Here is a 13,369-nt window from a genome sequence, read left to right on the forward strand (position 1 = left end):
GAAGCGTAAGGAAATGCCGCATCAGGTGATGCGGCAAGCGTCATCAGGCCAGCGTGCTAATGCGTGCCAGCTGTTCAAAGTAGTCCGGGAACGTTTTCGCCGTACATTTCGGATCGAGAATGGTCACAGGCGTGTCGGACAGTGCCACCAGCGAGAAGCACATCGCCATACGGTGATCGTTGTAGGTGCCGATCTCGGCAACCTGCAGTTTTGCAGGAGGCGTGACGCGAATGTAATCTTCGCCCTCTTCCACCTCAGCACCGACCTTACGCAGTTCGGTCGCCATCGCAAACAGACGGTCAGTCTCTTTTACGCGCCAGTTGTAGATGTTACGCAGCGTGGTGGTGCCTTTTGCAAACAGCGCCGCCGTGGCAATGGTCATCGCCGCATCCGGAATATGGTTCATGTCCATGTCGATGGCCTTCAGCTCGCCGTGGGTACAGGAGATGAAGTCATCACCCCAGGTCACAACCGCGCCCATTTTTTCCAGCACGTCCGCAAAACGAATGTCACCCTGCACGCTGTTGCGACCAATACCGGTCACCTTCACGGTACCGCCTTTGATCGCGCCTGCAGCCAGGAAGTAAGATGCCGACGAGGCGTCGCCTTCAACAAGATAGCTGCCCGGAGACTGGTACTGCTGCGCCCCACGCACGACAAAACGCTGATAAGACTGGTTTTCCACCTCAACGCCGAAGGTTTTCATCAGGTGCAGCGTGATATCAATATACGGTTTGGAGACCAGCTCGCCTTTAATCGTGATAACCGTATCCTGCGGCGCCAGCGGCGCGGTCATCAGCAGTGCGGTCAGGAACTGGCTGGAGACGCTGCCGTCAACCTCAACGTGACCGCCGGTAAAGCCCCCGCGCAGACGCAGTGGCGGATAATTTTCCTGCTCCAGATACTCGATCTGCGCGCCGCCCTGACGCAGGGCATCCACCAGATGGCCAATCGGACGCTCTTTCATGCGCGGCTCGCCGGTCAGCACAATGTTGTTGCGCCCCAGACACAGGGCCGCTGCCAGCGGACGCATCGCGGTACCCGCGTTGCCCAGAAACAGCTCAAGCTCTTCACCCGTCTGCAGCGTGCCGCCGTTGCCGGTCACTTCGCAGCGGGTACGATCGTCGGAGAGAGTGTAATGAACGCCCAACGCTTTCAGCGCATTGAGCATATGGCGCACGTCATCGCTGTCCAGCAGGTTTGTAAGGACGGTGGTGCCGTTTGCCAGTGCTGCCAGCAGCAGAGCGCGGTTCGAGACACTTTTTGAACCAGGCAGATTAATGGTGCCATCTACCCGCGCGATAGGTTGTAACGTCAGGGATTCCATGAAAACTTAACTCTCAACTCAACATAATAAAAACCCCGCAGCAGGGCTACGGGGGTGAAAACAGCGCAATTAACCGTGGCGACGTTCGAAGTCGATCATGAAATCGGTCAGCGCTTTAACGCCTTCCAGCGGCATCGCGTTATAGATGGAGGCACGCATGCCGCCCACGACACGGTGACCTTTCAGCGCGTGCAGGCCGGCCGCGAAGGACTCTTCAAGGAACACTTTATCCAGGTTGCTGTCCGCCAGCTGGAACGGCACGTTCATGCGGGAACGGTTAGCTTTCGCCACGTCGTTGCGGTAGAAATCGCTCTTGTCGATGACGCCATACAGCAGTTCGGCTTTCTGCTGATTCACTTTGTCCATCTGCGCCACGCCGCCGTTTTGCTTCAGCCATTTGAAGACCAGGCCGGAGAGGTACCAGGCAAACGTCGGTGGGGTGTTGAACATAGAATCGTTGTCGTTCAGCACGGTGTAATCAAGAATGGACGGGCACGATGTATGCGCTTTACCCAGCAGGTCTTCACGCACGATAACAATCGTCAGGCCCGCAGGGCCGATATTTTTCTGCGCGCCCGCGTAGATCACGCCATAACGGCTGACGTCAATTGGTGCAGAAAGAATGGTGGAGGAGAAGTCAGCGGCAACCACGACGTCTTTACCGAAGTTCGGCGTCTCGTCGATGGCAATCCCGTCAATGGTTTCGTTCGGGCAATAGTGCAAATACGCTGCGTTATCAGAAAGCTGCCATTCGCTCATTGGCTTCACGGCGCGCAGGCCGTCAACGGTCACTTTGGCGTCAATCACATTCGGCGTGCAGTATTTGTGCGCTTCTTTCACCGCACTGGCCGCCCAGTAGCCTGCGTCAACGTAGTCTGCCGTCGTTTTATCGCCCAGGATGTTTAGCGGTACGCCTGCAAACTGGCCGCGCCCGCCGCCGTGACAGAACAATACTTTGTAGTTCGAGGGAATATTCAGCAGATCGCGAAAATCCTTTTCTGCCTCTTCCGCCACCTGAATAAACTCTTTACCCCGGTGGCTGATTTCCATCACCGACGTTCCCAGACCGTTCCAGTCACAAAGTTCCTGTTGAGCCTGTTTAAGCACGTCTGCCGGTAACATTGCCGGACCTGAACTGAAATTAAAGACTTGAGCCATTTCCCCTCACCACGCTAAAAGCCATAAGTTATAACTGTGGATATCGGTTTTATCATTCAGTGACACGCGCCGCAATGTCTAAAACTTATGACCCGTGAAATGTGCCCCGCGTCACACAAAACAATCTGCCGCCTCGCCAGGACAAAACCGACAAAATGGCTGTCAGGTGATGCGTTTAGCCCGGCTAACCTTCGTCCATTCCGGATTTGCACAGCGGGGGCATAATTGACGATCCCCCGGCTGCATCGCGACGACATGGCTACATCTCACGCAGGCATACTCGCCTGACTCAGGTACGGTTCTGAAACGCTCGACCAGCATATCCGGCAGGATGCACAGTCCCGGCCTCACCTCATCGTCAGAATAGTAATAGACGCTGATCTGCCCGTTGGTCTCCATGATCGCCAGACGCACCTGCCCGAGCTGTTCCACGCTGTTGAGGCGTAGCTCCATAAAGAACTCAAACTCGGTCATATTGGCGCTCTGAACGTTTTCCCAGGCCAGCTGACCGTCCTCGACGATAACGACCGGCTTCCCTTCAAGCAGATCTTCCAGCTTTTCACTTTTCGACATCAGCCACATGACAAGGCGGTAAAGCAGCGCCAGTGTGACAAAAACGATAAATACCGGCACCATCGGCACATCATCATAGAAGGCGACATCCCCCGCCGCGGAACCCAGCGTCAGGATGATCAACACTTCAAAAAGCGACATCTGCCGCACGCCGCGACGACCGGTGATTTTAAGAAACAGGAAGACCAGAACGAAGGTATACAGACTACGCAGCGCCACTTCGCCTAAAAATTCAGGAGGGACTTTATCAAACGCCATCCGCTGGAGATCGAATGCTTTCATTTTTCTATGCCTTAACAGTGAGTTACTGACAGTAAGCATAGCCCAGTCTTTTATTTTCGCCGGAGATAGCACCCGTCACGCAAAACCCGTATCATTGCGCGCTTTACGTACGATAAAAGTGAACGCCATGACTCAAACGTTTATCCCCGGCAAAGACGCCGCTCTGGAAGATTCCATCGCTCGCTTCCAGCAGAAACTGACCGACCTGGGTTTTAACATCGAAGAAGCCTCCTGGCTCAATCCGGTGCCTCATGTCTGGTCTGTGCATATTCGCGATAAAGACTGTGCCCTTTGCTTTACCAACGGTAAAGGCGCGACAAAAAAAGCGGCACTGGCCTCCGCGCTGGGTGAGTATTTTGAGCGTCTGTCCACCAACTATTTCTTTGCTGACTTCTGGCTGGGCGAAACCATCGCCAACGGCCCGTTCGTTCACTATCCGAACGAAAAATGGTTCCCGCTGACCGAAGACGATGAACTGCCGGAAGGAATTCTCGACGCGCGCCTGCGTGCCTTCTACGATCCGCAAAACGAACTGACCGCCAGCATGCTGATCGATCTGCAGTCCGGTAACGACGATCGCGGTATTTGCGCCCTGCCGTTTACCCGTCAGTCTGACGAGCAGACCGTCTATATTCCGATGAACATCGTCGGCAACCTGTATGTGTCTAACGGCATGTCCGCCGGTAACACCCGCAATGAAGCGCGCGTGCAGGGGCTGTCTGAAGTCTTCGAGCGTCATATCAAAAACCGCATTATTGCCGAATCCATCAGCCTGCCTGAAATTCCGGCAGAGGTGCTGGCACGCTACCCGGGCGTGGTGGAATCCATCGCCAAGCTGGAAGCAGAAGGTTTCCCAATCTTTGCGTATGACGGCTCGCTGGGCGGCAAGTATCCAGTGATCTGCGTCGTGCTGTTTAACCCGACCAACGGCACCTGCTTCGCCTCCTTCGGCGCGCACCCGGACTTCGGCGTGGCGCTGGAGCGTACCGTTACCGAGCTGCTTCAGGGCCGTAGCCTGAAAGATCTCGACGTGTTTACGCCGCCAACGTTTGACGATGAAGAAGTGGCCGAGCATACCAACCTCGAAACCCACTTCATCGATTCCAGCGGCTTAATTTCCTGGGATATGTTCAAGCAGGACGCGGACTATCCGTTCGTGGACTGGAGCTTTGCCGGTACCACGGAAGAAGAGTTCGCGACGCTGATGGCGATCTTTAACGCGGAAGACCAGGAAGTGTACATTGCCGATTACGAGCACCTGGGCGTTTACGCGTGCCGCATCATCGTGCCTGGCATGTCTGATATCTATCCGGCGGAAGATCTGTGGCTGGCGAACAACAGCATGGGCGCGCATCTGCGTGAAACGCTGCTGGCTCTGCCGGGCAGCGAATGGGAGAAAGAGGATTATCTGAACCTGATCGCCCAGCTGGACGAAGAAGGCCACGATGATTTCACCCGCGTACGCGAACTCCTGGGCCTGGCGACCGGTAAAGACAACGGCTGGTACACCCTGCGCATCGGTGAGTTGAAAGCGATGCTGGCCCTGGCGGGCGGCGATCTGGATCAGGCCCTGGCCTGGACCGAGTGGACCATGGAGTTCAACCAGTCGGTCTTCTCTGCCGAGCGCACCAACTATTACCGCTGCCTGCAAACCCTGCTGCTGCTTGCACAGGAAGAGGATCGCGAACCGCTGCAATATCTGAATGCTTTCGTGCGTATGTACGGCGCTGAGGCCGTTGAAGCAGCCAGCGCAGCCCTGAGCGGCGAAGCGCCGTTCTATGGCCTGCAGGCCGTTGATAGCGATCTGAAAGCCTTCCCGGCGCATCAGTCACTGCTGAAGGCCTACGAAAAGCTGCAGAAAGCAAAAGCCGCTTACTGGTCAAAATAAGCGCACATAACATTACCAGCAGTAGGCGTATTCAATCGTCTGGGCTATATTACGGGGCAATTTCATTGCCCCTTTTTTTATTTCCTTCGGCAATGATTGTTGATTGTAATAATAAAGTTAAACACGGGTAAATATAATAATATTGATCTGGGCTTTACTGTTACTTTTTATGGTTAATACTCCATATTAATTAACTGATAAAGAGGTGGCCGAACGAAAAAATTCAACTCTTTTCATAACTTTTAAAATTTATTTTTATACGGATAATCAAATACTTACTCCGCATTTGCTGTAAATCCATACACATTGCGGGCCTATAAGCCAGGCGAGATATGATCTATATCAATTTCTCTTCTATAATGCTTTGTTAGTATCTCGTCGCCGACTTAATAAAGAGAGAGTTAGTGTGAAAGCTGACAACCCTTTTGATCTTTTACTCCCTGCTGCGATGGCCAAAGTTGCCGAAGAAGCAGGTGTCTATAAAGCAACGAAACACCCGATGAAGACGTTCTATCTGGCGATCACGGCTGGTGTGTTCATCTCTATCGCTTTCGTCTTCTACATCACCGCCACTACCGGTACTGCCGGAATGCCTTTCGGCATGGCCAAACTGATTGGCGGCATTTGTTTCTCACTGGGTCTGATTCTTTGCGTTATTTGCGGCGCCGACCTCTTCACCTCAACGGTGCTGATTGTCGTGGCAAAGGCGAGCGGAAGAATTACCTGGGGTCAGCTGGCACGTAACTGGCTTAATGTTTACGTGGGTAACCTGGTTGGCTGTCTGCTCTTTGTTTTGTTGATGTGGCTTTCTGGCGAGTACATGACCGCCAACGGTGGCTGGGGCCTTAACGTCCTGCAAACTGCCGACCACAAAATGCACCACACATTTATCGAAGCCGTTGCTCTCGGCATCCTCGCTAACCTGATGGTCTGCCTGGCTGTATGGATGAGCTACTCGGGTCGTAGCCTGATGGACAAAGCCTTAATTATGGTTCTGCCGGTTGCGATGTTCGTTGCCAGCGGCTTTGAGCACAGTATCGCGAATATGTTCATGATCCCAATGGGCATTGTTATCCGCGACTTTGCGAGCCCGGAGTTCTGGACCGCAGTTGGTTCATCCCCGGAAAGTTTCTCTCACCTGACTATTATGAATTTCATTACTGATAACCTGATCCCTGTCACTATCGGGAACATTATCGGTGGGGGTCTGTTAGTTGGGTTGACATACTGGGTCATTTACCTGCGTGGCGACGATCATCATTGATGGTTTTCTCAGGCAGTAAATAAAAAATCCACTTAAGAAGGTAGGTGTTACATGTCCGAGCTTAATGAAAAGTTAGCCACAGCCTGGGAAGGTTTTGCGAAAGGTGACTGGCAGAATGAAGTAAACGTACGTGACTTCATTCAGAAAAACTATACCCCGTATGAAGGTGACGAATCCTTCCTGGCTGGCGCAACTGACGCGACCACCAAGCTGTGGGACAGCGTAATGGAAGGCGTTAAACTGGAAAACCGCACTCACGCGCCAGTTGATTTTGACACCTCCGTTGCTTCCACCATCACTTCTCACGATGCTGGCTATATCAACAAAGCCCTTGAGAAAATCGTTGGTCTGCAGACTGAAGCACCACTGAAACGCGCAATCATCCCGTTCGGTGGTATTAAAATGGTTGAAGGTTCCTGCAAAGCGTATAACCGCGAGCTGGACCCAATGCTGAAAAAAATCTTCACCGAATACCGCAAAACCCACAACCAGGGCGTATTCGATGTTTACACCAAAGACATTCTGAACTGCCGTAAATCTGGCGTTCTGACTGGTCTGCCAGATGCATATGGCCGTGGCCGTATCATCGGTGACTACCGTCGCGTTGCGCTGTACGGTATCGACTTCCTGATGAAAGACAAGTACGCGCAGTTTGTTTCCCTGCAGTCCGATCTGGAAAACGGCGTAAACCTGGAAGCGACTATCCGTCTGCGTGAAGAGATCGCTGAACAGCACCGCGCGCTGGGTCAGATCAAAGAGATGGCTGCTAAATACGGCTGCGATATCTCTGGTCCTGCTACCAACGCTCAGGAAGCTATCCAGTGGACCTACTTCGGCTACCTGGCCGCAGTTAAATCTCAGAACGGCGCAGCAATGTCCTTCGGTCGTGTATCCACCTTCCTGGATGCCTATATCGAACGTGACCTGAAAGCAGGCAAAATCACCGAGCAAGACGCTCAGGAAATGATTGACCACCTGGTCATGAAACTGCGTATGGTTCGCTTCCTGCGTACCCCTGAATACGATGAGCTGTTCTCCGGTGACCCAATCTGGGCAACTGAATCCATCGGCGGTATGGGCGTTGACGGCCGTACTCTGGTGACCAAAAACAGCTTCCGCTTCCTGAACACCCTGTACACCATGGGTCCTTCTCCGGAGCCGAACATCACCGTTCTGTGGTCTGAAAAACTGCCTCTGAACTTCAAGAAATTCGCCGCTAAAGTGTCCATCGACACCTCTTCTCTGCAGTACGAGAACGATGACCTGATGCGTCCGGACTTCAACAACGACGATTACGCTATCGCTTGCTGCGTAAGCCCAATGGTTGTTGGTAAGCAAATGCAGTTCTTCGGTGCGCGTGCAAACCTGGCGAAAACCATGCTGTACGCAATCAACGGCGGCGTTGATGAAAAACTGAAAATGCAGGTTGGTCCTAAGTCTGAGCCGATCAAAGGCGATGTGCTGAACTATGACGAAGTCATGGAGCGCATGGATCACTTCATGGACTGGCTGGCGAAACAGTACGTCACTGCGCTGAACGTTATCCACTACATGCACGACAAGTACAGCTACGAAGCTTCTCTGATGGCGCTGCACGACCGTGACGTTATCCGCACCATGGCGTGTGGTATCGCAGGTCTGTCCGTTGCTGCTGACTCCCTGTCTGCAATCAAATATGCGAAAGTTAAACCAATTCGTGACGAAGACGGTCTGGCTATCGACTTCGAAATCGAAGGCGAATATCCGCAGTTTGGTAACAACGATTCTCGCGTTGATGACATGGCGGTTGACCTGGTAGAACGTTTCATGAAGAAAATTCAGAAACTGACTACCTACCGTAACGCTATCCCGACTCAGTCTGTTCTGACCATCACCTCTAACGTTGTGTATGGTAAGAAAACCGGTAACACCCCAGACGGTCGTCGTGCTGGCGCGCCATTCGGCCCAGGTGCAAACCCAATGCACGGTCGTGACCAGAAAGGTGCGGTTGCCTCTCTGACTTCTGTCGCTAAACTGCCGTTTGCTTACGCGAAAGATGGTATCTCCTACACCTTCTCTATCGTGCCAAATGCGCTGGGTAAAGACGACGAAGTGCGTAAAACTAACCTCGCGGGTCTGATGGATGGTTACTTCCACCACGAAGCGTCCATCGAAGGTGGTCAGCACCTGAACGTGAACGTCATGAACCGTGAAATGCTGCTCGACGCGATGGAACATCCCGAGAAATATCCTCAGCTGACCATCCGCGTATCTGGCTACGCAGTACGTTTTAACTCCCTGACTAAAGAACAGCAGCAGGACGTTATCACCCGTACTTTCACTCAGTCCATGTAAGTGGAATTGACTGAAATCACGCGTTAACAAGCGTACAATAAAGGCTCCACGTCAGTGGGGCCTTTTTAGCACCCTCTCCACCTCAGTCTCTTTTGTCCGCTATCTATACTGAATGGATAACAGCCAAAACAGACTTAACACAGCCGGCTTTGAGCTGTGCATACACAGGCCCCGGACGGGCCGATGATGGAGATATCACCGCAATGTCAACTATTGGTCGTATTCACTCCTTTGAATCCTGTGGCACCGTCGATGGCCCGGGTATCCGCTTTATCACCTTTTTCCAGGGCTGCCTGATGCGCTGCCTGTACTGCCATAACCGCGACACCTGGGACACGCACGGCGGTAAAGAAGTCACCGTCGACGATCTGATGAAAGAGGTGGTGACCTATCGCCACTTTATGAACGCCTCCGGCGGCGGTGTGACCGCGTCCGGCGGTGAAGCCATTCTTCAGGCTGAGTTTGTCCGCGACTGGTTCCGCGCCTGCCATAAAGAAGGCATTCATACCTGCCTCGACACCAACGGCTTTGTACGTCGCTACGATCCGGTGATTGATGAACTGCTCGACGTGACCGATCTGGTGATGCTCGATCTCAAACAGATGAATGATGAGATCCACCAGAATCTGGTGGGCGTCTCCAACCACCGCACGCTGGAGTTTGCCAAATACATTGCCGACAAGGGCATCAAAACCTGGATCCGCTACGTGGTTGTTCCTGGCTGGTCAGATGACGACGACTCCGCGCACCGCCTGGGAGAATTTACCCGCGACATGGGGAACGTCGAGAAAATCGAGCTTCTGCCCTATCACGAGCTGGGTAAACATAAATGGGTGGCCATGGGTGAAGAGTACAAGCTTGATGGCGTGAAGCCGCCGAAAAAAGAGACGATGGAACGCGTCAAAGGTATTCTTGAACAGTACGGTCACAAAGTGATGTATTAAAGAAAAGGCCCGGTGAGAACCGGGCCTTTTTTATTCTATTTAAAGACGCCGTTAATAACGGAAGTCACAATCGCAGTACTCAGCGCAATTAAGACCAGGTCGTCACCCACTACGCGCCATTCGTAGCCGGGATAGGAAGGAAGCTGGTCCAGCATTGAGGCCGGAACGGCCTTCTTCGCAATACCCGGAGGCAGTGGTTTACCGCGCGCCAGGTTTTTTGCGATCCCCGGGGGCAGTGACTTATAGCCCGTTAAGCCGTAATTCACGGCAAGATGACGGACATGATCGAAGCTCACGCGAGCATCAACGTCATTACCGACATCTTTGCTGTTTTTGAAGTTCTTATCCGATTTTCCAGGGTTATCCTGTCCGCTATTTTGCTTATTACCATGGTTACCGGAGTTACCCGAATTCCCGTTACCATGATTGCCGCCATTACCTTGTCCGCCACCGTTTCCGTGACCACCGCCGTTCCCGTTGCCAGGATTAGCCATGACCGGAGCCGTTGCAAACGTTAAAGACAACACTACGGCAAGTGCGGTAGTGGAAAAACGACGTATAGACATGATTGTTGCCTTTTAGTGGTAGAACTCATTTGAATTATCGCCAGGGGGGAAAAACAAACAATACGTAAAAGTCTTATATGTGACAGGGACAAAAAAGCCTGTCGATGACAGGCTTTTATTTAATCAGGCGTGTGCCACAGGCGTTGGATGTTCGCCCGCTTTACGCAGCAGCATTAAGAGATAAATAAACGACACGCTGGCGATCATGATAAACAGTAAATTGTCGGAATAATTTTGCATCAGCATCGCGGTAAACGTCGGCCCTAATAAGCTGCCGATGGTATAGCTCAGTAACAGCGCCTGGTTCATTGCCACGAGCTGGTGATGCTCAACTTTCTCACAGGCCCACGCCATCGCGACCGGATAAAGCGTGAAACCTGCCGCTCCAAGAATAAACAGCGCGGGTGCCATCGCGGCATTGCTGAGCATGGCGAGGCATCCCATGATCACCACGAAGACCTGAACGCGCAGCACCAGCAAACGGCCAAAGCGATCAGCCAGACGGCCAATTGGCCATTGTCCAACAATACCCGCACTCACCATCACCGCCATCCAGAAGCCAATTCCGGAGTCGCTGACGCCCTGATGGTTCAGATAAAGCGGCATCAGGCCATAGAGCGAGCCCAGTACAATCCCCGAGATAATGCAGCCGTTAACGCCCAGACGGGCCTGACGCAGTCTCAGCATGGGCCAGACGTGGGTTGCTTCCTGGTGTTCACTGTTCTGGTTCACAATGCGCGTAAAGAGCAGCGGCAGGATTGCGGCCAGCACCATGCCCGTTACCCACGGCAGAACGCTCATCAGGTCGGTTGGCAGCTTGCTCACCATCAGTTGTCCCAGCACGGTGCCGACATAGTAAACCATCATGTAGGCAGCCAGCAGGCGTCCGCGGTTGCGGGAGGTGCCGCTGCACATCAGCGCACTTTCAACGACCACCCAAATCATCGCGCAGCCTACACCGGCGATAAAGCGCCATGCCATCCAGCTCCAGAAGCCGACCATCAGGCCCAGCCCCGCACATCCGGCGGCGAAAATCAGCGAGGCCAGATAATAGCTGCGGTTAAAGCCAAAGCGCTTGATCAGGCTCCCGGTCACCAGCGTACCCAGCAGGTTCCCGGTAAAAAAGGATGAGCTGACCATACCCACCTGCCAGGTCGGTAAGTTTTCATGGGCGAGCCACAGCGGGACGAGCGTATTTAACACTGCGATCGCCAGGGTCAACAAAAGCAGGCCACAGAGCAACAGCAGCACTGGCCGGGTATAGGTGGTCATGGATTAAAAACCGCGAGGAAGTTCAGATTTCGTGCGCATCATGCCACTGGCAAAAACAAAGTCAATCCACTGATTTAGCCGCCTCGCACAATATGTTCCCTGTCGATTTAAAAAACTTATCCTGCTAATGCCACGCCTGCTATAGATATTAATTATGTCTCTGTTTTCATTTATTAATGGGCAAAATTAAAACAAAACGACAGTCGAAAAATTTCATGATCGAAAAAAGAAAAAGCCGGGCACTCTGGCCCGGCTTGATATAACCAAATGCAACGTTAACTGGCGACAGCCATACCAACGGTCATATGCAACCCGTAGAACACGCCGCGACCAATCAGTTCACCCGCCAGTACCAGCACAAAAGCCAGTGATAGCAGCGGCAGCGCCGGCTGATAACCTTTGAGCTGAGGGGCAATCCAGAATACCAGCGCGGCGACCAGCAGAACGATACGCCAGGCCATCAGCGCACCGTAGTCCGGCACCAGGGCAGAGGCCTGCTGAATAGAGCTGTGAATGGTTGCTAGTTCAGAACCCTGCATCAGGGCGACTATCGCACTCACTACCAGCGCCAGCAGCGAAACAGCGGGCAGCAGACGCATTGCCCATCCGTCGACACCCGCCACGCGCAGCAGCAGGTAGCCCAGCAGCGGCCCGCCAATAAACATCGTCAGGAAGAAGCTCATTGGCGTCCAGACGCTGTACCAGGTGGGGACGGTATCGATGGTGTTATAGACACGCACCATCATCCACACGAACACTACGCCCAGCACCATGGTCACAATCAGCCACAGGCTGCGCAGACCCGCAGGCAACTTCTTCATAGCGGCCAGCAGCCAGCCCAGCCCACCGACGGCAAAGAAAATTGCGCCACTGGCGATCTCGTTACTGAGGGATGAGGCGCCCACGCGGTTCAGGGAGTTAAACGCGCGCATCGGCGAGCCCAGGTGCAGCGTAGAGGCGATAAAGCCGATCCCCATCAGCACCCACAGGCCAAACATACTCAACACCAGGCGCTGCTGCTGTTCAGCATTGAGACGACCTTTCAACAACGCCAGCGCGAGCACAATGAAGCCGCCCGCTACGCACTGACCAAAGACCGTGAAGATCATCAGCGGCCATTCATGCCATCCACTTCCCATCTCACACCTCCTTCGGGTTTGCCAGGTAGCCGGTGGTGTCACCTGTAGGACGGCTGTTGGCGTTAGGTTTAATCACAATACTCGGCTTCGTGAAGTGCGCAGACGGCAGCGGTGCCACGGCGGCAAGCTGACCGTGTTTTTGACGCAGCTCTTCAATAGGGCCGAAGTCCAGCGCGCGCAGCGGACAGGACTCGACGCAGATTGGCTTTTTGCCATCCGCTACGCGGGTGTGGCAGCCGTCGCATTTGGTCATGTGGCCTTTAGCGGCGTTGTACTGCGGCGCGCCGTACGGACAGGCCATATGGCAGTAGCGACAGCCAATGCAGACATCTTCATCCACCACCACAAAACCGTCTTCGCGCTTGTGCATCGCCCCGCTCGGGCAGACTTTTGTACAAGCGGGATCTTCACAGTGGTTACAGGCAATCGACAGGTAATAAGCAAAGACATTCTGATGCCAGACGCCGTTATCTTCCTGCCAGTCGCCCCCGGCGTATTCATAGATGCGACGGAAGCTGACGTCCGGCGTCAGGTCTTTGTAGTCTTTACAGGCCAGCTCGCAGGTTTTGCACCCGGTGCAACGGCTGGAATCAATAAAAAATCCATACTGGGTTGTCATCGG

General features: G+C 53.5%; 11 protein-coding genes. 4 read left to right on the top strand and 7 right to left on the bottom strand.

Translation table 11 applies throughout. The features are described 5' to 3' along the window. Positions 1-43 precede the first annotated feature (43 nt). The 3 genes from aroA to HMPREF3143_RS16660 all read right to left on the bottom strand — a co-directional run bounded on the left by aroA (position 44) and on the right by HMPREF3143_RS16660 (position 3,340). Positions 44-1,327: a 3-phosphoshikimate 1-carboxyvinyltransferase gene (gene aroA, locus HMPREF3143_RS16650; RefSeq protein ID WP_070533751.1), complete on the bottom strand. Its 1,284-nt coding sequence runs from the start codon at positions 1,325-1,327 to the stop codon at positions 44-46. 69 nt (positions 1,328-1,396) lie between these two features. Beyond that, positions 1,397-2,485, bottom strand: coding sequence for a 3-phosphoserine/phosphohydroxythreonine transaminase (gene serC, locus HMPREF3143_RS16655; RefSeq protein ID WP_021240877.1), 1,089 nt, complete (start codon positions 2,483-2,485; stop codon positions 1,397-1,399). Between the two features lie 162 nt (positions 2,486-2,647). Then, a complete protein-coding gene (locus HMPREF3143_RS16660; RefSeq protein WP_023343682.1) occupies positions 2,648-3,340 on the bottom strand; it encodes a DUF421 domain-containing protein in 693 nt (230 codons plus the stop codon). Between the two features lie 127 nt (positions 3,341-3,467). On the opposite strand from HMPREF3143_RS16660, the gene ycaO reads away from it, so the two are divergent. The 4 genes from ycaO (at position 3,468) to pflA (ending at position 9,770) form a co-directional block, all read left to right on the top strand. Beyond that, complete coding sequence (gene ycaO, locus HMPREF3143_RS16665; RefSeq protein ID WP_046091835.1) at positions 3,468-5,228, top strand: 30S ribosomal protein S12 methylthiotransferase accessory factor YcaO; 1,761 nt, start codon at positions 3,468-3,470, stop codon at positions 5,226-5,228. A gap of 406 nt (positions 5,229-5,634) precedes the next feature. After that, positions 5,635-6,492, top strand: coding sequence for a formate transporter FocA (gene focA / locus HMPREF3143_RS16670; RefSeq protein WP_008499974.1), 858 nt, complete (start codon positions 5,635-5,637; stop codon positions 6,490-6,492). A gap of 51 nt (positions 6,493-6,543) precedes the next feature. After that, positions 6,544-8,826, top strand: coding sequence for a formate C-acetyltransferase (gene pflB, locus HMPREF3143_RS16675; RefSeq protein ID WP_008499975.1), 2,283 nt, complete (start codon positions 6,544-6,546; stop codon positions 8,824-8,826). 203 nt (positions 8,827-9,029) lie between these two features. Continuing rightward, complete coding sequence (pflA, locus tag HMPREF3143_RS16680) at positions 9,030-9,770, top strand: pyruvate formate lyase 1-activating protein (protein WP_025912934.1); 741 nt, start codon at positions 9,030-9,032, stop codon at positions 9,768-9,770. Positions 9,771-9,805: 35 nt separating this feature from the next. On the opposite strand, the gene HMPREF3143_RS16685 is transcribed toward pflA, so the two are convergent. From HMPREF3143_RS16685 to HMPREF3143_RS16700, 4 genes are all read right to left on the bottom strand, one after another. Further along, entirely contained in the window at positions 9,806-10,336 is a 531-nt protein-coding gene (locus tag HMPREF3143_RS16685) for an anti-virulence regulator CigR family protein (protein ID WP_023292887.1), read from the bottom strand. A 123-nt stretch (positions 10,337-10,459) separates the two neighbouring features. Further along, on the bottom strand, positions 10,460-11,608 hold the full coding sequence (locus tag HMPREF3143_RS16690; RefSeq protein ID WP_008499979.1) for an MFS transporter: 1,149 nt from the start codon (positions 11,606-11,608) through the stop codon (positions 10,460-10,462). Between the two features lie 275 nt (positions 11,609-11,883). Then, positions 11,884-12,747 carry a dimethyl sulfoxide reductase anchor subunit family protein gene (locus HMPREF3143_RS16695; protein ID WP_065101870.1) on the bottom strand — a complete coding sequence of 288 codons (864 nt, stop codon included), beginning with the start codon at positions 12,745-12,747 and terminating at the stop codon, positions 11,884-11,886. 1 nt (position 12,748) lies between these two features. Further along, the gene (locus HMPREF3143_RS16700) at positions 12,749-13,366 is read right to left on the bottom strand and encodes a DMSO/selenate family reductase complex B subunit (RefSeq protein WP_021240882.1); all 618 of its coding nucleotides are present in this window, start codon (positions 13,364-13,366) and stop codon (positions 12,749-12,751) included. Positions 13,367-13,369 lie beyond the last annotated feature (3 nt).

Source organism: Enterobacter sp. HMSC16D10, from assembly GCF_001807145.1.
GTDB classification, from domain to species: Bacteria; Pseudomonadota; Gammaproteobacteria; order Enterobacterales; family Enterobacteriaceae; genus Enterobacter; species Enterobacter roggenkampii.